Annotated in this window: 17 protein-coding genes; all 17 read right to left on the bottom strand. The window is 49.9% G+C overall.

Annotated elements, in window-relative coordinates; translation table 11 throughout:
- Positions 1–5: 5 nt before the first annotated feature.
- On the bottom strand, positions 6–863 hold the full coding sequence (locus tag ACZ5PT_RS12450) for an ABC transporter permease (protein ID WP_464263358.1): 858 nt from the start codon (positions 861–863) through the stop codon (positions 6–8).
- A gap of 56 nt (positions 864–919) precedes the next feature.
- A complete protein-coding gene (locus tag ACZ5PT_RS12445; protein WP_464263357.1) occupies positions 920–1,765 on the bottom strand; it encodes a decaprenyl-phosphate phosphoribosyltransferase in 846 nt (281 codons plus the stop codon).
- A 61-nt stretch (positions 1,766–1,826) separates the two neighbouring features.
- A complete protein-coding gene (locus ACZ5PT_RS12440; RefSeq protein ID WP_464263356.1) occupies positions 1,827–3,362 on the bottom strand; it encodes a hypothetical protein in 1,536 nt (511 codons plus the stop codon).
- A 32-nt stretch (positions 3,363–3,394) separates the two neighbouring features.
- Positions 3,395–4,267 carry an ABC transporter ATP-binding protein gene (locus ACZ5PT_RS12435; protein ID WP_464266738.1) on the bottom strand — a complete coding sequence of 291 codons (873 nt, stop codon included), beginning with the start codon at positions 4,265–4,267 and terminating at the stop codon, positions 3,395–3,397.
- A gap of 40 nt (positions 4,268–4,307) precedes the next feature.
- Positions 4,308–5,150, bottom strand: a complete 843-nt coding sequence (locus ACZ5PT_RS12430) for a tetratricopeptide repeat protein (RefSeq protein WP_464263355.1) — start codon at positions 5,148–5,150, stop codon at positions 4,308–4,310.
- Entirely contained in the window at positions 5,150–5,944 is a 795-nt protein-coding gene (locus ACZ5PT_RS12425; RefSeq protein ID WP_464263354.1) for an ABC transporter permease subunit, read from the bottom strand. The genes ACZ5PT_RS12430 and ACZ5PT_RS12425 overlap by 1 nt, the downstream gene beginning before the upstream one ends.
- A 128-nt stretch (positions 5,945–6,072) precedes the next feature.
- Positions 6,073–6,393: a hypothetical protein gene (locus ACZ5PT_RS12420; RefSeq protein ID WP_464263353.1), complete on the bottom strand. Its 321-nt coding sequence runs from the start codon at positions 6,391–6,393 to the stop codon at positions 6,073–6,075.
- Between the two features lie 48 nt (positions 6,394–6,441).
- Positions 6,442–6,654, bottom strand: coding sequence for a type IV pilin protein (locus tag ACZ5PT_RS12415; RefSeq protein WP_464266737.1), 213 nt, complete (start codon positions 6,652–6,654; stop codon positions 6,442–6,444).
- Positions 6,655–6,869: 215 nt separating this feature from the next.
- Entirely contained in the window at positions 6,870–7,082 is a 213-nt protein-coding gene (locus tag ACZ5PT_RS12410) for a type IV pilin protein (protein WP_464263352.1), read from the bottom strand.
- Positions 7,075–8,460 (bottom strand): sigma-54-dependent transcriptional regulator, encoded by a 1,386-nt coding sequence (locus ACZ5PT_RS12405; protein ID WP_464263351.1) that lies wholly within the window; start codon positions 8,458–8,460, stop codon positions 7,075–7,077. The genes ACZ5PT_RS12410 and ACZ5PT_RS12405 overlap by 8 nt, the downstream gene beginning before the upstream one ends.
- 4 nt (positions 8,461–8,464) lie before the next feature.
- On the bottom strand, positions 8,465–10,093 hold the full coding sequence (locus ACZ5PT_RS12400; RefSeq protein WP_464263350.1) for a two-component system sensor histidine kinase NtrB: 1,629 nt from the start codon (positions 10,091–10,093) through the stop codon (positions 8,465–8,467).
- The gene (locus ACZ5PT_RS12395; protein ID WP_464263349.1) at positions 10,093–11,310 is read right to left on the bottom strand and encodes a type II secretion system F family protein; all 1,218 of its coding nucleotides are present in this window, start codon (positions 11,308–11,310) and stop codon (positions 10,093–10,095) included. Before ACZ5PT_RS12395 ends, ACZ5PT_RS12400 begins: the two co-directional genes overlap by 1 nt.
- A gap of 49 nt (positions 11,311–11,359) precedes the next feature.
- On the bottom strand, positions 11,360–12,472 hold the full coding sequence (locus ACZ5PT_RS12390) for a type IV pilus twitching motility protein PilT (RefSeq protein ID WP_464263348.1): 1,113 nt from the start codon (positions 12,470–12,472) through the stop codon (positions 11,360–11,362).
- A 45-nt stretch (positions 12,473–12,517) separates the two neighbouring features.
- The gene (pilB, locus tag ACZ5PT_RS12385; protein WP_464263347.1) at positions 12,518–14,221 is read right to left on the bottom strand and encodes a type IV-A pilus assembly ATPase PilB; all 1,704 of its coding nucleotides are present in this window, start codon (positions 14,219–14,221) and stop codon (positions 12,518–12,520) included.
- Positions 14,222–14,438: 217 nt separating this feature from the next.
- Positions 14,439–15,398, bottom strand: a complete 960-nt coding sequence (locus ACZ5PT_RS12380; RefSeq protein WP_464263346.1) for a bifunctional riboflavin kinase/FAD synthetase — start codon at positions 15,396–15,398, stop codon at positions 14,439–14,441.
- 58 nt (positions 15,399–15,456) lie between these two features.
- The gene (gene rnr, locus ACZ5PT_RS12375) at positions 15,457–17,565 is read right to left on the bottom strand and encodes a ribonuclease R (RefSeq protein WP_464263345.1); all 2,109 of its coding nucleotides are present in this window, start codon (positions 17,563–17,565) and stop codon (positions 15,457–15,459) included.
- Positions 17,566–17,686: 121 nt separating this feature from the next.
- A complete protein-coding gene (locus tag ACZ5PT_RS12370; protein ID WP_464263344.1) occupies positions 17,687–22,939 on the bottom strand; it encodes a pilus assembly protein in 5,253 nt (1,750 codons plus the stop codon).
- Positions 22,940–22,944: the final 5 nt, after the last annotated feature.

Genomic DNA, 22,944 nt, shown 5'->3' with positions numbered 1-22,944 from the left:
AAAACCTAGGCACTCATACGGGCAATAAGATGGGGCATTGCAATACGGTAAAGCAGCCATCCAAACATGAGAAAAATTATTGTAAACAACAAAACCAACAAGAAGCCGCCCAGTTGTGTAGCGGAACCAGTGGTCATCCACTCGCGAGTTGATACCAACACAGGGGTAACAGGATTGAGCTTGACGCAGAAGGCGGCAAATCCACTCTGAGGCATGGGATAGATGACAGGAGTTAGAAAAAACCAGGCCTGTGTAATTATGGCAATCCCGCGACTGACATCCGCATAAAGCACCCCCAGAGGTGTCAAAAGAAGACCAACCATCAACCCAAGTGCCATTAAGGCAAAAACCCCAAACGGCACCAATAATATTGTTGGCGGCAACGAGACTCGATACCATAGAAAAATGGCCACCAGCAGAAGAATGCGAATGACAAAATTAAAGAAAACCTCGCCGATCCCTGCCAGAATCAACGCTTCTCGCGGGAAGTTTATCTTAGTCAGCATTCCCTTTGACTCATTCACCATCTTGAGAGGACTGCTGACCGCATCGGCAAAGGTCTGCCAGAGCACTGTTCCAGTGAGAACAAATACGGGATATGGCATGCCGGCATCCTCTATATTGATAATCTTCTGAGAATTCAAAAAAACCCAGACCGCCATGGTGAACAGAGGGGGCAGAAAGGCCCACAGGTAACCGAGAAAACTCTGACGGTACTGGGCACTGATATTACGCACGAACAACCGCCAAGCCAGCCCACGAGAAGCGACCAGGTCAGCCAGCATTTCTCGCACTAATAGGCCTGGTTGCCTTAATTGGGATCCAGGAGTATAGATAGTCACTTTCAGTGGGCTATCGTTCATGATCATCCTTAGTCAAAAATTTTCCGAATATGCGGAAAATGACTTCATACCGAGTCTCATTGTCCAAAATAAATCCAGTAGCCAACCATTATCGTCCAAAGCAACCCCACACCAAACAATAAACGATCCTGCAACAGGGCATAAGTCGGATCCCCACCCCGTCCGATTTTAACCCGATACATGTAACGCATCAAACCAAAGCAACACAGAGGAACCGTGTAAACCATGCCGTGACGACTGATGACATAGAGGGTATATGTCACAAGAACGGCCCCTCCGGTCATATACATAATCCCATCAAGCAAACCCTCTGGGTACCCCGTCAAGGACTTGCGGTGACCTCCGGCATCATCCCCGAGATGATTTCTTTCACATAGTCGCTTCCCCGTACTTAAAAATAGAGCCAACAGAAAAACGCTGAGGAACAACCAATCCGATATTTCAATCCCAAAAGCCTGGCCTCCAGCTTCCAGACGCAGAAGAAAAAATATCGAGATACAGAACAGATCAACGATTGCAATATCTTTAAGCTTCAACGTATAGATAATGGAAAGCGATGCATAACCCACCAAAATCCAAAGAAATATCCCGGAAACCTGTATAGCAAACACCAGGGCAATAATTGCAAGTCCCAGAGCCGAAGCAGCACCTGCAGGATAGGATATATCGCCGGCCGCTATTGGGCGTGTTTTTTTTACAGGGTGCAGTGCATCATTCGGAGCATCAATGAGGTCATTGAAGATATAGGTAGCACTGGAAACCAAACAAAAAGCACTGAAGGGAATAAGGCCATGAGTCAGAAAAGAGATATCGGTCGTCAGGCCGCCTAGAAAAGGAGGGAAAAAGAGCATCAGGTTCTTCAACCAGTGACTCGGCCGCAATAATCTTAACCAGTTTTTCATCGATCCTATTCCGTTTTCCCCAGAAAGAAATGAATCTGCCGATAATCACGCCCAAGCAAGCTTATTTTACCGAGCGTCCTTTGTAACCATTGATTTCCTGAAGAAGCAGCTTCTTTTCATTTTCATCATGAATTCGATCAATTTTCTTCTCCAGAAGCGAGATCAAACCTGCTGAGTCGATGCGTTCCGCGCCCCGTTGTTTATTTATTACCATACGGAGCAGATCAATTGCTTCATCATCTCGCCCTAACTCTTCCAAAACTACAGCACGGTTGGTATCGTATATTGCCTTATGACCAACCCCGCGCAGGGAAGTTGCCTGTTCAAAACTGGCCAAAGCTTTCTCCAACTCACCAGTTTTGTATAATGCAACCCCGTATTCATTCCAGCCCTGCTTAAACAACGGACTTTTATTTGTGGTATCGGCAAGCAGTCGCAGATCACTGCGCCAAACATAAGCTCGGTAAAAAACTGCGCTCCCCAGACACAAAAGAAGCACTACACAGGCAATTGCAGCAGTATTTATTTTGTCTGGCCAAGCTGTAGATATTTTCTGTCCCAAATAACAAACCAGTACAGGAAGAATAAACCCGAGAGGCAGATAGAGATAACGTTCTGCATACTGAGCCCAGGCAACTTGACCAAAAGCGATGAGAAACGCCGGAGTAACCAGACACAAACCTGCTAAAAAGAGAGATGATCGCAGGGTTCTCCGGGTCAACAACCAGAAACAGAACAGAACAAGTGGCATGGCCAACAGTTCGTAAAGAGGATCAACTTCGATAATGGCAAAATTCAACGGGAAGGGTAAGAATATTTTTTTAAGATAGAAACCGAAAGCACGCAGACAGACAAAGAGCGCATAATGGAGATCATTAAAAATGACACTTAGGGTGATGCCGATTCGAGAGGAATCTGATGAAAAAGCATGATCACGCACAAAGTAGTAGAGAAAAACCAGGGCAACGACACCCACCAGCACTAGGGCTGATTTTATGAGAACATTTCTTTTTCCACTTGTTTTTGAATCAGCGTTGCGAGCAAACAGAATCAGGGCTGCCCCCGGTAAAAAAGCGATGGCGACTTCTTTGGTCAGAAACCCGAGAAAGAGGGTAATGACCGCCGCGATCAGATAGCGGGGCGTTCCTTCGTGCTTGAATTTAAGGGTGGCAATGCCACAGAGAAAGATGAAGCTCGCACACAAAAGATCAGTGCGGCCGGATATCCAAGAGACAGACTCGACGTTCAGCGGATGCAGACCGAACAATAGTGCCGTCAACAGCGGCAAATGAGACGATCTGCTGCCAACAGAAGGCAGTAATAATCTGGTCATCTCAAAGACCAACATGGAATTGAACAGATGAAGAAGTACATTTTCAAGGTGCATGACCAGCGGGGAGGCCCCCCAAAGAAACAGATCAAAGATGTAGGTCAACATCAACAAAGGTCGAAAATAAAGCCCGCTATCATTTCCCGGGAAAAAATGACGAAATATATCCCAATCAGTTATTTCATGAAGACTTCGCAGCAGCAGGGGATCATCGATGCGGCAAAAACCAGAATGAATCGCAGGAGCATAGGCAGCAATGATTGCCACAAAGATTATGAAATATGGGTTCCGTCGAGAGGTCACGCTTTATTGACGATATCGAGAAAAAAGGTTTCGAGATTTTTACGTTGAGGTTCAATCAGACTAATTTCCTGGTTTTGTTCCTGCAGCCGTTGGAGCAAGCTGTTGAGTTCATTTTTATCAACATATTGCTGCTTAGTACTCTCTGCAGTTTTCCGGTCATGCCAACTAATGTTATAGCCGGATATCCCCTCATCAAGAATCGAACGAACCTCATTGACACTACGTAATTCACCCTGAGTAATAATCGCCACCCGATCACAAATCGATTCCACATCATTGGTGATATGGGTACTAAAAAACACACATTTACCCGCTTGCTTTAATTCGAGGATAAGTTCTTTTACGAGCGCCCGTCCAACCGGATCAAGTCCACTCATCGGTTCGTCGAGGATATAAACCTCGGGATCGTGCAGCAGCACCTGAGCCAAACCGAGACGCTGAACCATCCCCTTACTGTAGCTCCGAATCGGACGTTTTCGGGCGTCCCAGAGGCCAAGCCGTTTAAGCACAAAATCGGAACGCTCACTTAAGACCGATGACGGCAAAGAAAAAGCCCTACCCACAAAAGAAAGATACTCACTGGCATTGAGGTAATCATAAAATGCCGGGTTTTCAGGGAGGTAACCAACCTGTCTGCGTGCAGCGGTTGATTTACTATCAACTCCCAAAATCTTTGCCTGACCAGAGCTTGCTCTGATCAGCCCCATCAGAAGTTTGATCGTTGTGCTCTTCCCAGCACCATTCGGACCGAGAAAGCCAAATATCTCACCCTGCTCAACCGCTAGCGATACTCCTTTTAAGGCTTCAACACGAAGTCGTTTCTTGCCGCGGAATACTTTGCACAAATCGGTAATTTCCAAAGCCAGCATCATTTATCCCATCTGCAACTGAAATTCTTAATATTATCGATTATTTCTGGGAAGCAAAAGCAAAGTTACTGGTTGTTCTCACCCTGCCAAAGGTATCCAGATAAAAGTCCCCACCATACGGATCTACCGGCAAACGCTCCAACAACCCCAAACGGATCAAATCCTGAAGTGTTTCCGGAGTATTTCCATATATTTCAAGATATTCCTGCAGGGCTACCTCTACACGCTGAACTTCCTTCAGCGCCTGCAATCTGATCTGAAATGATTTACGGATAGAGGCTTTGCGCGCATTTTTTTCCATGACAGTCAAATAAGCAATCGCTTGGTCAGTTTGACTGGTTTCATAAAGATAGCGCCCGGCAAGCCTGCTAAACAGGTCATAACCGGATATTTCTGCGGCCTGCTGATAATATTTAGCCGCTCGCTGATAATCCTTCTGAAAATAAGCAGAATTAAAAGCGGTATAAAACGGTAGAGACCAGTCCCAGGTTCTGTACTTTATCCCATGTTCAAGCATGCGGTTGACATCATCAATACGGCCAGCATCCCACACAAGAATAGCTTGGGCAAAATAGTAAGCATCCATATTGTAGGGATCGAGTTCAATCGCTGTCGCAAGATTTTTATGGATAGCCGGATAATCGGTCGGTAGAATAATTTCATTTTGTGCCGCTTCGACTAAACTACCGTAATAAAACAAAACCTTCATCACCAACCAGGACGCCATGGTCTGCTGCTGATCTGCAAAGATCACTTTCAAAACTACCGACTGTGGGACATAGCCAAGCTTTTCTACCACCGGCTTATCGCGCAAATAATCGGTAAAAGGCACGATTACTGCCAAATATGCCGCCAGCAGAATCGTCAGCAGCAGCAATCGCATCAGATCAGCTCCCGTCTCTGGAAAATCATCGATGCGAGGTATAGAAGTATAGTCAGATAAACACTGGCATATAGGACAGTTAGCAGAATACCGGGGAAAGAGAGAGCAAGGCCATAAGTCGCCTGGAGTTGCAGATCAAAGGCACCAAAGTTTGGCAACAGATAGTAAAATATCTGGGCTAAATTCTGGACCAGCGGCGATAAAGTCTGGCCTGCTGCTTCGGTCTGCAAATAATCGTACATCTCCTGAGTCACGTTTCCCGTCAAATACATGGCAATGGTACCAAAGACCGGCAAAAAAAACGAAGTACTAACAGTTGAAAACAGAAAGGCAAAACCGAGTAGTAACAAGTATTTCAACACAACAAACAGGACGGCCAGGACAAGGTTGGCCCAGGCAACCGGCTGTGCCGGCGGATATAGCAATGCAGATACCCAGACCACAGCAACCACAGCAGCGCCAAGGATGAGGGCGGAAACGACGATAAAGGCAGCCATGCCGCAGAACTTGCCGAAAAGATAGGAACGTCGTGAGAGTGGAAGACCGAGAACACTGAAGGTATAGCGCCGCTCAAAATCTTTCCAAAGCGATGTTGCCCCAAGAAATACGGTCAGCAGCAGCAGAATAAAGGAGAAAAGACCTAACGACAGAGTGATCGACAATTCCACCACCTGCCTCATGGAGAGGGAACTGATGACAGGAACCAACAGAAAAAGCAGTGCTGTCGCCAACACGCCCCGCAAAACACGGTCGCGTATGACCCCTTTAAATGTTGCAAGAAAAACCGGAAACATCACACCTCCCTGTGGCCCGGATTATAAATAACAAGGGAGGGTTGATTCATCATCAACCCTCCCTATCGATACTACTAAACCGGGGTAATTCGACAAAAACGAATCACTCACCCATCATGGATCAACTACTAAGGTGCGGCATCAACAAGATTCAATGTAGTCGTATCTGTCGGCGCAGCAACAATATTGCCGACGGTTCCAGTGGCATCACTGATAGCAGAATCGGTATTCAGGCTACCATAAATCTTGTTGCCGCTCAGGTGCTTCGACTGCACAGCGTAAGCAGTTGCAGTGGCAACAGCTTTAAGGGTAACGCCGGTAGAGGGAACAAAATCGGCCCCACCGATCGTGGTTGCATTATCCGAGTCAATTGTTTCAACAGCAAACGCTGAACCGGTAAAGGCAACCATGGCCAGCAAAGTCATTGCGATTACGAGATATTTTTTCATGATTTTCTCCTATTAAAAGTTTTGTTAAATCAGCTGGTCCGAATTAAATTACAGAACCGGATATTCCTGATCATCTGCGTAGGCCGATTCCATCTGGGTCTTGAAGTTCCGGACATCGCTCAGGCCAGCCGAGTTAAACGCCTTGGCACGATAGGAAGAAAACTGAGGAATCGCGATAGCTGCCAGAATACCGATGATCGCAACAACAATCAGCAGTTCAATCAGGGTAAAACCCTTTTGGTCCTTAGCCTTACGGATCATTTTCAACATCGTGGATCTCCTTTCGGGGGTTAAAAAATAAATTGCCAAACAACTGGCACCTACGTTTCTAATCACGTTTAACTAAAGAGCAAGCAGCATGCCATATATTAACTTTCCTTCAGGACCCCTTTTTAACCAACTCTCTGCCCATAAAGAAAATATCACTTTCAATTTATGACATTTTGCGGCAGCCCCAGCTGACAAATTTTGTCAGTCTAAAGAATTGGATACTCCTGATTATCGTAATGATACGACTCCATCACAGTCTTGAAATTTCGCAAGTCCGATTGAGCCGCGGCATTGAATGCCCTTGCCCGGTACATGGTTAATTGCGGTATCGCGATCGCAGCCAATATCCCAATTATCGCCACGACGATCAACAACTCAATCAGAGTAAATCCATCCTGCAAGCTCATTTTTTTAATCATCTGTATCTAGCCCCAATTTCTGCAATCGGTAACGTATCGACCTAAATGAGATTTGCAACAACTCTGCCGCTTTGGTACGATTCCCCCCGCTTTTCTCAACAGCCTTTAATATCATTTGCTTTTCGATGTTTTCAAGATAGGCCTCAAGATCTAATCCCTCAGCCGGAATCTCGGCGTCAACAGCACACCGAGAAACACCTGTGCCTATGATATTTGCTGGCAGGGCAGAGACATCAATCTGCTCCTGCCAGCCAAGGACAATGCACCGTTCAACAAAGTTTTCCAACTCTCGAATATTCCCTGGCCACGGATACTCCAACAGACAGCTAAGGGCCCCTGTCGAAATCGGCAGATGCTTCTGCCCGGTGCGTAACTTATAAAAATGATCTATCAGCACAGGAATGTCTGCCGAACGCTCTCTGAGCGGCGGCAGGTCAATCTGTACGACATTTAACCGATAGTAAAGATCCTCACGGAATAGCCCTTCTTTAACCGCGGCCTCAAGGTCACGGTTAGTCGCCGCCAGCAAACGAATATCCAATGGCAGATTTTTTGTCCCACCAACCCGGCGGAACTCTCGTTCCTGCAACACTCGCAACAGCTTGACCTGCATCGACATCGGCAGCTCACCGATCTCGTCAAGAAAAAGGGTGCCACCATTGGCCGTCTCGAACAATCCTTCCTTACGCTTTTCCGCTCCGGTAAAAGCGCCCTTCTCATGGCCGAACAGCTCGCTTTCCAGCAAATTTTCGGGGATGGCGCCACAATTAATCGGCACGAAGGGATGATCCTTGCGGGCACTGTTCAGATGCAATGCCTTGGCGACCAGCTCCTTACCGGTGCCGCTTTCGCCACCTATCAACACATTAGCCTGACTCGGAGCGACCCGTTCCAGCAGGGAGATCATCTTGGTCATGGCCGGGCTATTGCCGATCAAACGCTTAAAGGAGAAACGCTCGCCTAGCTCTTTTTTCAGCTGCCTGTTTTCCGCCTGCAGCCGAGTCCTCTCTAGCGCCTTCCTGATCACCAAACGAATCTCGTCATTTTTGAACGGCTTGGTGATGTAATCATAGGCGCCCAGCTTCATCGCCTCGACCGCCTCTTCGGTGGAAGAAAAAGCTGTAATCATCAACACCGTGACATCATTCTCATTCTCCCGAATCTTCCTGAGCAGTTCAATGCCGGAGACTTGCGGCATTTTCATATCAGAAATAATCAGGTCGTAATGCCCCTGAGTCAATTTCTCCAGAGCAACCGCACCATTTTCCGCATCGTCGACCAGATAACCTTCGCGTTGCAACATTATGACCAGAAGCTCCCTGAGGCTGCTTTCGTCATCGACAACGAGAATCCGATTGCTTACTTTACTGGAATGCATTCCTTCAACCTTCTGCCGCAGTTAAATAGAGAGCAAATCTGGCCCCGCCAAGTCTACCGGGGCTGACATCAATCCTACCACCATGGGCATCGACAACCGAATAAACCGAGGCGAGCCCCAGCCCGGTCCCCTTCTCCTTGGTAGAAAAAAAAGGATCAAAAATTCGACTTCTGACCTCCTCGGAAATACCCGGCCCAGTGTCCTCAACACTGACGCAACCAAGCTCAGCATCAATACCGAAGTGCAGCTCGCCAGAACCTTCCATGGCCTCGGCCGCATTTATAGCCAGATCCCACAGAACCTGCCAAACCTGGCCACGGTCGAGAAACATCTCGACCCTCTCCGGGTAATTTTTCATCATCGCAACATCAGCAAAACGCATATCCTGAGCGAGGATATCAATCATTTCATCCAATATTTCAGCGACATTAAGTCTTTCCTTATTCGGCATTTGCGGCCGAGCATAGGTAAGAAAGCCGGTGAGTAACCCACTTAGCCGGTCAGCCTCCTTAACGACAATCTTCATCAAGCGATGATCTTCCTGGCTGACATGCTCCGCTTCCATCAGCAGCTGCACCGAGCCACTGATAGAGGCTAGAGGGTTCCTGATTTCATGAGCCATCCCTGAGGCGAGTCGACCGACAGCAGCCAAACGATCGGCCTGTTGCAGATCAGCTTCGACCCTTTTCAACTGAGTCAGATCCTGAAAGGTGACCAAGGTGCCAATGTCCTCTCCTTGCCTGCCGCGTGCCGTGGTGGTGTCATAACCGAGAATCAACTCCTGAGCAGTGTTACTTATAAAATGCCCCTCGGAGCGCCGATGCAGAACCAATGCTCCCCCCTCAAACAACCGTAAATCCGGAAAAACCTCCGCTACGCTACGGCCATAAACCTCCCTCAGGGTAAATCCCGTAACGTCCATGGCAGCCCGATTGAAGGAACGGATCATCCCTTCCGGGTCCAACAACATCAACCCGCTGTTGATGTGAGCCAGAATGGTCCTGTTCATCTTCTCAAGTTCGGCAAAATCAATCTTCTGCCGCACGAGCTCCGCCTCACTGCTTCGCCAGCGTTCTGCCAGCGTTCCGCTCAAAACAGAGGTCAGTAAAAATGCCACCACATGAACGAAAACTGCAGAAAGAAAAATTCCCCCAGGGACACTACGATACAATTTCAGTTGGCCAAGGTAGTTGAAAAATTGCAGGTCGAGGAGACCGCCGAAAAGAATTGCCGCCGAAGCTGCGGCAAACACCGTCTGCCGACGCGGTAACAAAAAACTGGCAGAAACAATGACTAACAGATAAGCAAAAGAGAAGACACTTTCCACCCCGCCGGTCAACAGAATCAGCGCAGTGACAAACAGCAGGTCCCAAACGATCTGCACTTGGGCAAACAGGTTGAGTCGGGAGACAAATCGCAGCAACAGTGCCGAAAAGAGCGCCTGGGCATAAGAGATCCCGATCAGGATAAGCAGCGGCACAACAGCGCTCGTTGCGACATTGCCCTGCAGGTAGAAGAGCGCCGCGCCACCGAGCAGAAATGTAATTACCGCAGCTCGACAGGCAAGATACCATGTCAAACTGCGGTAATCGGTTCTCAAAGCGAAGTTTTTCTTATCACAAGGTAAGGACATCAACCACCAGCGGCGCCGGCCAGCTTAAAGATCGGCAGATACATAGCAATAACCAGCCCGCCGACGGTCGTCCCCAGAAACAACATAAGAATCGGCTCCATCATCGCCGTCAGGTTGCCGACCGCATCGTCAACTTCATCATCGTAAAAATCGGCTATTTTACTCAACATGGTATCGAGCGCTCCGGACTGTTCACCGACCTCAATCATCTGACAGACCATCGACGGAAAGACACCTGACTCCTTGAGCGGTTCAGCGATCGTTTTACCTTCACTGATACTGGAGCGAACCTTGTTAATTGCTTTTTCAACGGTTCGGTTACCTGCCGTCCTACTCACGATATCCAGACCGTCCAAAATGGGTACGCCACTGGAAATCATTGTCGACATCGTCCGGGCAAATTTAGCCACCGCGACCTTACGGATCAAAACCCCGACAACTGGAGCCTTAAGCGCTAAATCGTCAATCGTATTATGCCCTCTTTCAGTCTTGTAAATTTTCTTAGCGGCAAAGACAACAAAGAACATAGAGGCAATAATCAGCAAAATATAATCCTGAATAAAATTACTGATATTGATGACGATCTGCGTTGGCAGCGGCAAACTGCCGCCAAAATCGGCGAACATCTTTTCAAATGCCGGGATAACAAAAATCAGGATAACGGCGATGACGACAAAGGCAATACCAATGATCGTCGTTGGATAAGTCATAGCACTCTTGACCTGTTTTTTTAACTTCAGCGCTTTCTCAATATAAACCGCCAACCGATTAAGAATCGTATCGAGGATACCACCGACCTCCCCGGCAGCAACCAAGTTTACATACAGGTCGTTAAACGCCTTAGGATGTTTCTTTAAAGCATCAGCAAAAGTGGATCCAGATTCAACATCCTCTTTTACCTGAGTCAAAATCGTTTTGAAGGTCGCGTTCTCTTGTTGAGAAGAAAGGATATCGAGACATTGAACCAACGGCAAACCCGCATCGATCATCGTCGCGAACTGGCGAGTAAAAACGACGATATCCTTGGTGGTGATTTTAGGCTGCATGAAGCTTATCTTAAGCTCCATATTCATTCCCTTGCCCGCCTCTTTTACCTTGTTGGCCTGGATCCCCTGACGGCGCAAACTGGCCATCACTGCGGACTCGCTCGCTGCCTCCATTTCACCCTTGACGCTTTTTCCGTCCCGCGACCGGCCCGTATATGAGAATTTTGGCATGCTCTGCCCCTTTCCCTTTCCATTTACAACACTTCGAGTTTCAGTTCACTTACATACCACGGCCAGGATTGATCGGCTTTTGACGCCGCAAAATCGCACTGGGGTTGGCAAACATCTGCTTCAATTCTTCGAGATCCGCGGAGCGTATCATCGCTTCATCCTGAGTGATCTGCCGCGAATGTGCCAGCATGAAGAGTGACTGGTTGAGCGTCTGCATACCAAATTTATCCTGCCCGACCTGCATCTGTGAATAGATCTGGTGAACCTTATCCTCGCGGATCAAGTTACGGATGGCCGGATTGGGAACCATGACCTCAAGGGCCATACAACGACCGACCCCATCGGTCTTTTTCAACAAATTTTGCGACAGAACCCCTTCAAGGACAAAAGACAATTGGGTCCGGACCTGCGACTGTTGATTGGTCGGAAAAACATCGACAATCCGGTTAATGGTTTGGACACAAGAATTGGTGTGCAGGGTCGCAAAACAGAGGTGACCGGTTTCGGCAATGGTTAACGCAGCTTCAATCGTTTCAATGTCCCGCAACTCACCCAACAGAACAACGTCCGGATCCTGTCGCAGAATATATTTCAGTGCCTTCTTAAAGGACTGGGTATCGGCACCGACCTCGCGTTGATTAACCAGACATTTTTTGTGCGGATGAAGATACTCAATCGGATCCTCTATGGTAATGATATGTTCACTGCGCGTTGAATTGATCGCATCGACAATCGCCGCCAGAGTCGTCGACTTTCCACTCCCGGTCGGTCCGGTGACCAGAACCAAGCCCCGCGGTTTTTTCGATAACATCCTGACCACCGGTGGCAGGCCGAGATCGTCAAAACTTTTTATTTCAAATGGGATCGCTCGGAAAGCTCCGGCAACCGCGCCACGCTGTAAAAAGATATTCCCCCGAAAACGCGACAGCCCTTTAACGCCAAAGGAGAGATCCAGCTCATTTTCTTCCTCAAACTTTCTTTTCTGCGCATCAGTCAACACACTGTAGCAAAGCTGTTTAGTTTCTGCCGGGGAAAGAGATTCCGTATTCAATACAACCATTTGACCATCAACCCGGATTTGCGGTGCAGATCCGGTCGACAGATGCAAATCCGAAGCGCCTTTTTCGATCATTACCTTAAGTAATTGGTGCATATTAGCCATAAGCCAAAACCTCTTTTTTATTGACGTAGAAAATAAAGCATTCCATCAATCATCACCGATCGTACAACGAAGCACTTCTTCCAGAGTCGTCATCCCCTCCTGCATTTTGGTCAACGCCGACTGGCGCATGGTCTTAACCCCGAGGCGCATCGACTCCTGCTTTATTTCCGCAGTATTGGCCCCGGAAAGAACCATCTCTTTAATATCTTCAAACATCGGCATCACCTGATAGATACCGATCCGCCCCTTATAACCAGTATCGTTGCAGACTGAACAACCACGCCCCTTGTAAATTGTAACCTTACCAACATCCTCTTCAGAAACACCGGCAGAAAGGAGCGCGTCCCTAGAAGGATCATCGGGTTCTTTGCACTCGGAGCAGACTCGGCGGCCGAGTCGCTGAGCAGAAATCAAGTTGACCGCAGAAGCCACCAAAAAGGGCTCGATCCCCATATTCAAAAGACGATTGATGGTGCTTGGGGCATCATTGGTGTGCAGAGTCGACAACACCATGTGCCCAGTGAGGGCTGCTTTGACACCAATTTCTGCGGTTTCAAAATCACGGATCTCACCGATCATGATGATATCAGGATCCTGACGCAAAAAGGCACGTAGCGCAGCGGCAAAGTTCAAGCCGATATCTTCGTGCATCTGCACCTGGTTAATCCCGGCAAAGTTAAATTCAACCGGATCTTCCGCCGTGGAAATATTTTCACTGACTTTATTCAGCTCAGACAACGCCGAATAAAGCGAAACGGTCTTGCCACTGCCGGTCGGGCCGGTAACCAAGACCATGCCGAAGGGTTTGTGAATCTCGTTCTTAAACCATTTCAGGGCCTGTTCTTCATAGCCCAATTTGGTCATGTCAAGCTGCAGGTTACTCTTGTCGAGCAAACGCAAAACCACCTTCTCGCCAAACAGGGTAGGCAGGCAATTGACCCGATAATCCATTTCTTGATTGCGCGCCAACTTGATTTTGATCCGACCGTCCTGCGGCAAACGCCGTTCGGCGATATCCATGTTGGCCATTATTTTCAACCGCGAAGTGATGGCATTTTTAAGTTTTTTAGGTGGCTTCATCACCTCATAAAGCACGCCATCAATCCGATACCGTACGCGAAAAACATGCTCATACGGTTCGATATGGATATCCGAAGCCTTTTTCTTAATGGCATCGGTCAGAATCAAGTTGACCAGTTTGACAACCGGGGCATCCTCACTGGCTTTCTCCAGTTCACCGACATCTTCCAAGCTGGCATCGTCAACCAGTTCAAGATCATCAAAGTCCTCCAGCCCACTCATAACGTCGGCCAGCGAAGAGCTTTGATCGTAATAATTGTCGATTGCTTCTTTTATAGCGGCTTCAGCAGCAACGACGACCTCGACATTAAAACCGGTCATGAATTTAATGTCGTCGATAGCGAAGATATTTGATGGATCAGACATGGCCACAATCAGCGTGGCACCGGCGCGATTAATGGGAACCAGCTGGTACTTCTGAGCAACGTCGGCGGGGATCAGGGCAACGACAGCCGGGTCGACATCAAACTCGGCGAGGTTGATAGATGGGACTCCGTAGTGCTTTGACAAAAAAGAGGCGAGATCATTTTCCTGCACGTAACCAAGCTTGATCAGAGCTGCGCCCAGGCGGATTCCTTCTATTTTTTGTTCGGCAATGGCCTTTGCAAGCTGATCATCAGAAATTAACTGGTTGCGAACCAGTAATTCACCAAGGCGGTTTGCACTCATCTAAATGTTACCCTTCCAATTCCATTTAATCGCTTCGAGATCTCTAACAAAAACAGGATTCAACAACCTTGAAAAGCGATGCCCCTTCCAAACTGGTTTTTTCTGCGCAACAAACCGGTAGTCGGGCCTATGTGGCGCAAAAGAAAAGTGACACTGAATGTAATTTTGAGATCATAAAACATACCATACCATGTTTTAATGCACCAGCCCTAATCTTTCAATAAGAAAGATACTCCTGGTATTGAATGACCTGCCGCAAGCCGAGAATTTGGCGCGCCCTGACGACATCGGCAGCGATGGCGGCGACAAGCTCCTGAGAATTGGAAAATTTTTGTTCACCGCGCAAACGCTCTACGAAATAGATACGGATTTTCTGACCGTAGAGTTGACCCGAGAAATCAAGCATATGAACCTCAATAGTTGATTTTCCGGAACCGAAAGTCGGGCACTGGCCAAGATTAACCACACCGTTATATTCCTGCAGGTTGTGCCTCACCTTGATGGCGTAAACACCTGGGGCTGGCAGTTGCTCTTTTTCTGTCTTCAGGTTGGCGGTCGGATAACCGATCTCCCGTCCACGTTGTTCCCCAGCAACAACCTCCCCCTCTAAATTGTAATGACGGCCAAGCAGGGCAACAACCTCAGCTACTTTCCCCTCGGCAAGTAACTTGCGGATGCGGGTTGAGCTATATGGCAGTCCGTCGGCGCCAACCGGCTGCAGCACATCAACCGCGATTCCCTTGGCGGCACAATAGGATTGCATAAAATCTGCGTCACCACGGCGACCTTTGCCGAAAGCATAATCATAGCCGATCACCAGCCCTCGTGCCTGCAGCGTGCCAATCAGCACGTCATCGACAAACTGCTCGGGGGAGAGATTTGCCAGCTCTTTGGTAAAGAGTGCCTCCAACAAAAGATCAACATGGGAGGCCGCAATCAGGCGCTGTTTTTCAGCTGGAGTGTTCAACAACAGCGGGGCCTTGTCAGGGACTAACAATTTAAGCGGATGCGGATCAAAAGTATAAACGACTGATTTGCACATTAACTGACGAGCTTTACAAATCAGATGGCGAAACAGGGCCCGATGGCCGAGATGAACACCATCAAAATTCCCAAGAGTGACCACACAGGGGCCGATGGGAGGGTCTGCGGAGATGAACCTTGTTCTTATATCCATAAGCTAAAATTACCTGGCTGCAAGAAAACAGGAGTTAACTGTTAAATATTAGCGATTATCATGCTCGTTCGACAAGGGTAAAATCAATCCTCCGGCGCCACAACTCGACCCGCTCCACCCTGATACGAACCCGCATACCCACACGAAAAACGGTTCGGCGGCGTTCTCCGATCAGGGTATGCCCGATCGGATCGAAACGATAGTAATCACCTGTCAGGCTGCGAACATGGACCAGCCCTTCGATATACAGATCGTCAAGCTCGACAAAAAAACCGAATTCAGCCACGGACGAGATCGTCCCATGAAACTGTTCACCGACTTTCTCGCGCATTAACTGACAGCGCCGCAACTCCAGCAAGTCGCGTTCGGCAGCCATCGCCCGCCGCTCCTTGGCGGAACAATCCAGACCAAGTTCTAGCAACGCAGCGGTTGGCGGTGCTGTCGTTTGACGTGCCTGCAGCAGGGCCTTTTTCAGCGTCCGATGTACGCTCAGATCCGGGTAACGACGAATGGGTGAGGTAAAATGGCAATAGCACGGTGCGGCCAAGCCAAAGTGTCCTTTGTTTTCCGGCGTATAACGCGCCTGCTGCAGACTGCGCAACAGTTGCTGATTTAACAAGCGCGCTTCAGGACGCTCGGTGATATCATCGAGCAATTGCTGCAGGTCATGTTGCAGATTTCTACTGAGCACCAGTCCGGCACCACATTCAGCGGCCAATTGTTGAAAATCTTGTAACTTTTCAAAAGTCGGAGATTCGTGAATACGGTAAAGAAAAGAATAATTGCGCCGCTCCAGAAAGCCCGCAACGGCCTCATTGGCCGCCAACATAAATTCTTCGATTAACCGATGGGCTATCGTCCGTTCAATCTTCTCCATTGCAACAGGACGACCGGTATCGTCCAGGATAATCTCCACCTCAGGCAGATTCAGCTCCAAACTGCCCCGTTCCCGCCGCATCTGGCCGAGAACCTCGGCAAATTCCGCCATCGGCGGCAATTGTTCGGCTATCGCCGAGGTGAGCAGTGTTCCCTCTGGAGCAGCCAAATAAGCGGCAACTTCGGTGTAGGTCAAACGTGCCTGGCTACGAATGACCGCCGGGTAGAAATCTTCACTTAAGCGCTCCCCGTGCCGATTGAAAAGCATTTCGGCAACCATGGCCAAACGGTCGACCTGCGGATTGAGCGAGCAGATACCGTTACTTAACGCCTCGGGTAACATCGGTACGCAATGACCGGGGAAATAGACACTTGTCCCCCGCTCACGGGCATCATGGTCAAGCGCACCCGCCTCAGCGACGTAATGAGCAACATCGGCGATACAGACCCAGAGTCGATAATTGCCATCGGTCTCCCTGCGCAAAGCGACGGCATCATCAAAATCCTTGGCCGTTTCGCCATCAATAGTCATCAGCGGTAAATCACGCAGGTCGGTGCGCCGCGCAATTTCCTCGGCGTCTACCTGACCAGCAACCGTTTCCGCCTCAGCCACAGCTTCGGGGGAAAAATACTGCGGCAAACCGCGCGTTCGAATCACGGTTTCAATATCGACGCGTGGATCATCTTGACTCCCCAGCACTTCGACGATACGTCCGCTACCTGCGGAAGTCGCCGTCGGGTAATGGTCAAGCTCCAACTTTACCACCTGCCCGGGTTCGGCTTGAATACTGTTTTTTTGTTGCACGAAGACAGTTTTGGCAATGGTTGGATCGAGCGGCATCAGCCAGGCCTTCCCTCGTTGCTGCTGATAGACACCCAACACCGAAGAATGTGCCCGCTGCAGAACCTTGACAACCCGGCCATAGGGACGACCATCACGGCCCCCTCGTAGCGGCTGCACCAGAACCCGATCACCATTCATCACGCCATCAAGTGAGCGGGCGGGAATAAAAATGTCTTCGGCCTTTTCATCCGCTGGCAGAAAAAAACCGAAGCCCTCTGCCAAGATCGTCACCGTCCCCTCCAGCGAAACGGCCTCTGCGGCAAGTCGGTAACAACCGCGTTGATTCATCAGCACCTGTCCGGTTTTCTGCAACTGCTTCAGCCGAACAGTGAGCAGCTTTCGCTCGGCCCCTTGCAAGCGCAGCTTTCCTGCAAGTTCGCGACGATTAAACGGACGATCGGACTGCTTCGCCAACACAGATAAAATTTTTTGATCAAGGGGGTGCATACTCACAGCCAACTTTAAAAAAAGGGGAAGAATAAAAAAACCTGCCACCATCGGTGACAGGCCCTTATACCACATTCTACCGGTTTACCTCAGCTGGAGTTTTCGTCCAGCAGTCAGTCCCCTAGTCCTCAACCTCCCAGGCAGTCACACCGCTTTTGTTTGGGCCAAGACTCTCTTGTTTAACGGTTATAATGGCACCACCACTTGTTTGGATGACCACCTTAGTCCCCTCTTCACGCCCCGTATGGATCCCTGGGGATGAGGCAATCCCCTCGCCGACCTTTTGCCGCTTTTTTACCGGCTCATCCTCTGTGGTATTTCCATCCGAGTCACTGCGTTCATCCGTCTTAGCACCAAAGATCTGCTTGCTGCTAGCCGTTCCAGCGCGATAATCAAGCGCGTACAACAAACTCTGTCCCGCTCCGCTACAAGACTGTTGCTGAGGAACAAAACTGGCGAACGTCAGAACACTCCCCAGCAAAGTAGCCTGACTGATACTGCGCTCTTTAAAATCGGGCAAATCCATCAACCAGCCGTGTTGATGAAATATTTGTGCCAAAAGCTGCTCGAAAGTACCGATTCCATCCAGACCGCTCACAGCCGCCCCACGAGCGTAGACCTGCCCCTGCGAGACATCCAGCAGATCGGCATTGCGCCGCAAGGTTGCATACGACCAGTTACCGCCGACATCCTTCGGCTCCTTAAGCCCATAGAAACTCTGCTGATCACCATTGGCATTGTCATCGGAACTCAAAAAACGACCGGTGCCGAAAAAAAGCCAGCGTTCAATCAAGTGACCGTTCTCCTCAAGTCCCGCGGTCGGTGCGGCGCTAATCGGCTGACCGCTGGAGACTGAGTTCCCATCAGCAGAGCCCTCAATCTCGCCGGGAGACAGGTCCAAAAACAGATTTTCCGTATCCCAGCGGCTGCTATCCGGATCGTTGTCAACCACAATCCGCCGGAAGGACCCTCCCCAACCGCTAGCAGCACTGCCATTTACTGTCCCGAAGTAGACCGCATCGGTACCGTAATCAAGGTCCCAATCGACGCTTATCGGCTCACTCACCAAGCTCTTGTTCTCAAGAAGCATCAGATAAGGGGAGCGACTATCAGCCGCCGCACACGCGCCCGACGCAGTAACAAAGCACAGCTGCTGACGATCATCGGTCAGACGATTCAAATGCAGCATAAACATTCGACCCGGCTGACGACTGGCAAACTGCTCCAGCGCTTGCCTGTCAGGCAGGCCATCAACGCCCGCCGGACCGGAGCCGAACAGCAGATAGTGGCTGGCGCCATAGGTGCCACCACTGTCATCCTCGACCCTGACAACGACAGGATAACTGGTGGAATAACCAAGCCCAGGCAAGGCAATCTCAGCCAAAAGAACAGGAGGTTCTTCTGGATCGGTGACATCAAAAAGACAAAAAGCCGAACGCATCAACTTATCATCACCATCGATCCGACCATTGTGATTCAGATCGGCGTATATCGCTCCGCCGCCCAACCGCATCCCTGTCACCAACAGCGTTCCCCAGCCATTCGGATGACGGTCGTCATCGAGGAAAACCCGCGCATCGAAAACCTTCGGCTTGAGATCGTTGTAATAGACATGGGTGTAATCAGGATCGGTTAACCAGTGTAAGTGGGGCAACAGGTTATGAGGGATATAGGCCCAGATTTCCGAGCCCAACTCATAACTGTTCTTCCTGTTATCGGCTTTCCCATTCGCCAGTCGCGGCAGGCGCTGGTAAGAATGGGTTGCGGCATCATAAAAGCCGGCATTAAACGCATGGAACATACCGTCGTTAGCGCCAACATAAATCACGTTGCGACGATCTTTGTAGCGCTGGTAAAACTCAACGTAACTGCGATCACGATAGAGCAGGTCCAGATCTTCCGCCGGACGTCCGACAACGGTCGGTGTCGAATGAATAATATCACCCAATCGCCAAGTACCATCGAATAATTGCCCGGCGGCTTGATACTGATAAGCCCGACTGCGCATCGCTGGCAAAGAAGAATCCCCGAAAGTAAACGCCGCCTGATCCTGCCCACGCACCCAGTTGATCAGTCGAGCCGCTTGATGATCCTGAAATGCCGGATAGTCTCTTTTATTGACACCGGCAGGTGGATGGTTTGCCGAATAACGAAAGGGTTCTGACAGGTGAAGATAAGGGGCCAGCAGGGCTCGATTTGCGGCCGTGAAAGCAACGACCTCTCCTGAGGTGGCGAGCAAATCACCATCATCGACAAAGGTAAAAACATATCGCTCCTGACTGGCGGTGCGATAATTTCGCTGACTAACCGGTTGCAGTTCCGACCGATTGAGCCAGTCACTTGCTTGCCACAAATATTTTAGCGAATCAGGATCACCGACGGCAACCGGCGCTGCCAGCTCATCGGGATCGAGACGGCCGTTGGCCTTGCCCACCGAGCCATCGCTTTGCACTATCCCGTCACGATAGGTTGTCACCTGCGCCCCGTCCTCGGCAGACCGGTCAAAGACAACCATCAAGTCTTCAGCTAAATCGAGCGCGTCGTTGCCATTGGTATCCTCACGCAAGTTTCCGTAATCATCGATCAGCAAGGCCTGAAGCTGTCCACTCCACTGCAGGGTATGGCCTTGTCGATCATCATAGTGCGGATAAAAAAGCGCCTGATAAATGGCCCCTGCCCCAGAGCGGGAACTGGCAACAACCGCAGCAGCGGTTCCGGAAGAACTCCGCTTGCCGATCGACATAAAAGCCGCTTCCAACTGCTTCTCCAGGGCAAATCCATCCTTAGCAAGATAAAACCCGTCCGGGTTACAATCCCCATTGCGGTCCCATTCGTTGATTTTATCTCGACAATCCGGCTGCCCGGTCAGTGGATCGATATGATCGATCAAATATTGATTAACATCGCCTGGCGGTTGTGGGTCCGGACGGTGATCGCCATCCTGATCAAAAAATGCGCCGTTGATCGCTGCTTCGCGTAAACGTCTGCTGGCGTTATTGTCCTGCCCGCTCCCCTCATCCCCATCACCCCCAAAGGCCGCCAGGACATAATAGGAAACAACCTCCTGATGGCTGGAAAGTTCGGCATCGGGGCGGAGATCTTCTCGGCGCAGCAACGCGGCGACAGCATCGAGCATTTCATTTTCACCACTTGGACCAATCCCGTCGCTACGCAGCGACGGCTGCCCAGCACCATCCCAATCACGCTCTGGAGTGCCATCGGTAAAGTGCAGGACAAAACTCTTGGCACAATCCATCTTGGCACCCAGTTCCAGAGAATAGTAGGGATCGTTTTCCAGCCCGAAAGGATAGCTCGGCTTGGGACTTTTATCGTCATAATAGCCATCGCCAGTCGGGCTGGACTGGCGCAGATAATGACCTATCTCCAGCAACGTTTCAGCCAGCGGCGTCGTACCCCAGAGCAGTGGATATTCTTCAACCACGCGTAGACTGTTGGCCAGCGGATCATGCACCCCGGTCGGCAAACAGATATCGGTGGTGGTCCGTTGTCCCATCGGTAACTGCGGATCGGGATAACAGGGATAGAGGGTGCCACCGTTGACCTGATTATCCGTATATATTTCGCTTACGGCACGCTGATGGTCATAGTTATAGACCGCCAGCCCCAAGCGCATCGACCCGGAGGATTTCTGCAACAGACCGATCGGTTCTTCTCGAACCCCGATCCGGATGGCATAGCCGGTGACGACCTCAACCGCCAACCAACCGACCTCCTCGGCACGATGAGAGGTTTCATTATCGAGTGACTGCTCTTCGTCGATCTTCATCTCCACCCGCCAACCATTATCCCCTTCGGCGAAATCGGTTCGTAGCGTTGCCGGGTCATTTTCTCGCTGCGACTGAATTGCCGTCAGTAAGAATGGTGACTGAGAAAAAGGCTGTTCAGAATCATTATTGAGCTCCGTCCAGTCTTGGCTCACCCCTCGCAGAATTCCGGCCTGTAATTTAATCTGCTGATCACCATAGTTCCAGCGACCAACCGAAACAGCAGACATCCCCTTCGGCGGCACGACGGCAATAGCGGAAACCTGTTCGACCGTTTCGTGGTCACAACTGCTGGCGCCACCTTTTTCTTCCTGCTCCTGGATAGTCACCTGGACAAAAGAACGATCAAGACGACCAGCGGGAAAATAGCTGCGCACGGCCAGAGCGTCACTATCAACCGCCGCAGTTCGACTTCTGAGCCCGGTAAAGACGAGCGGTTTCGCATTCGGAAGCGGGGCATCCCAATTAATCTGTTGCGCCACAACGCCGGGATAGCCGCTCACCCCACACTGCTGCGAGCTAACCGGTTGAGAATCAGCTTCAGCACAAAACTGCCAGATTGCCCCCTGCTCATCCTCGATATCGAGGCAGCCGAGCGCAGCACCGGCCACTGATTTAGATTCAACCACCAGGTAGGACAAAGTTTCTTCACCATGCTCCCCGTCGAGATAATCCCACTCCTGCAAGCGAACATAAAAACCATCATTCAAACCGTCCTGCAGACGGATTATGGGCGCACTTAACGGATCTCGACCATTCGCTGTTGCGGAGGTCACGACCACCCGGGGCTGGTTATAGCTATTGACGAACGGCACCCAGTGCCACTCTTCTCCTTTTCGCAGCTTGATGGCCAACGTACCAACTTCGATTTGTGCACTGAGCGCAAAGGCATTCACAGCGACGTCCTGCTGCGGGATCAGGCGTTGCTGACTGACCTGAAAAACCTTATCGTCACCAATTACCAGCGGAGTGTGGCCACCACTGGAATTACTGTGGTAGCGCTTGTAAAACTGGCCATCATAAGGCTCATTCTGACCTTCAATGATGTACCAACCGTCCCAGTCCTGCTGCCAATTCTGATCCATTCGCGCTTTATTGCGATTAAGCGACACAATCTGTTTGTAAGTCGGGGAATTGCGGTCGCTATCCCGGGTCACGACCGAGACTCTCCCCCCCGCAATCAGCTTCCGGGCAACATCGATCCTCCGCGTGGTTGCCCAGTTCAGGAAATTCCCGTCCCATTGGCCTGCAGAATCCGCAAAGAAGAACTGTTTTTGCGTATCGTAGCCGTAACGCGAATCCTGATCGAAATAGCCGAAATATTCATCATGCGGGCTGAAATTGGTTTGCACTCCAGTCCGCCAATCAATCCCTGCTTCGGTATAGGCAGGCAATTTCATGCTTCCGGACACGTCGAGAGCGATAATGACATTGGGCGGTGTTTGAGCGGTCAAAAAAGGTGGATAAGCGGTGTAATCAGCTAAGGAATTACCTGCCCAGAGATCGGCAGGTATCAGCAACAGGCATGTAGAGATACAAAGAAAAGCCAACCGATATCCGGCTGACGTAAAGTAACACTTGGCAGTCATCATCC

The sequence above is a fragment of the Desulfuromusa ferrireducens genome, assembly GCF_055389805.1.
This window is presented reverse-complemented; position numbering and strand designations above follow the sequence as displayed.

Bases quoted from the DNA above. Each gene is read 5' to 3' on its own strand.
- ACZ5PT_RS12450 (WP_464263358.1), bottom strand. From the start codon at position 863: ATGAACGATAGCCCACTGAAAGTGACTATCTATACTCCTGGATCCCAA.
- ACZ5PT_RS12445 (WP_464263357.1), bottom strand. From the start codon at position 1,765: ATGAAAAACTGGTTAAGATTATTGCGGCCGAGTCACTGGTTGAAGAAC.
- ACZ5PT_RS12435 (WP_464266738.1), bottom strand. From the start codon at position 4,267: ATGCTGGCTTTGGAAATTACCGATTTGTGCAAAGTATTCCGCGGCAAG.
- ACZ5PT_RS12430 (WP_464263355.1), bottom strand. From the start codon at position 5,150: ATGCGATTGCTGCTGCTGACGATTCTGCTGGCGGCATATTTGGCAGTA.
- ACZ5PT_RS12425 (WP_464263354.1), bottom strand. From the start codon at position 5,944: ATGTTTCCGGTTTTTCTTGCAACATTTAAAGGGGTCATACGCGACCGT.
- ACZ5PT_RS12420 (WP_464263353.1), bottom strand. From the start codon at position 6,393: ATGAAAAAATATCTCGTAATCGCAATGACTTTGCTGGCCATGGTTGCC.
- ACZ5PT_RS12415 (WP_464266737.1), bottom strand. From the start codon at position 6,654: ATGATCCGTAAGGCTAAGGACCAAAAGGGTTTTACCCTGATTGAACTG.
- ACZ5PT_RS12410 (WP_464263352.1), bottom strand. From the start codon at position 7,082: ATGATTAAAAAAATGAGCTTGCAGGATGGATTTACTCTGATTGAGTTG.
- ACZ5PT_RS12405 (WP_464263351.1), bottom strand. From the start codon at position 8,460: ATGCATTCCAGTAAAGTAAGCAATCGGATTCTCGTTGTCGATGACGAA.
- ACZ5PT_RS12400 (WP_464263350.1), bottom strand. From the start codon at position 10,093: ATGTCCTTACCTTGTGATAAGAAAAACTTCGCTTTGAGAACCGATTAC.
- ACZ5PT_RS12395 (WP_464263349.1), bottom strand. From the start codon at position 11,310: ATGCCAAAATTCTCATATACGGGCCGGTCGCGGGACGGAAAAAGCGTC.
- ACZ5PT_RS12390 (WP_464263348.1), bottom strand. From the start codon at position 12,472: ATGGCTAATATGCACCAATTACTTAAGGTAATGATCGAAAAAGGCGCT.
- pilB (WP_464263347.1), bottom strand. From the start codon at position 14,221: ATGAGTGCAAACCGCCTTGGTGAATTACTGGTTCGCAACCAGTTAATT.
- ACZ5PT_RS12380 (WP_464263346.1), bottom strand. From the start codon at position 15,398: ATGGATATAAGAACAAGGTTCATCTCCGCAGACCCTCCCATCGGCCCC.
- rnr (WP_464263345.1), bottom strand. From the start codon at position 17,565: ATGCACCCCCTTGATCAAAAAATTTTATCTGTGTTGGCGAAGCAGTCC.
- ACZ5PT_RS12370 (WP_464263344.1), bottom strand. From the start codon at position 22,939: ATGACTGCCAAGTGTTACTTTACGTCAGCCGGATATCGGTTGGCTTTT.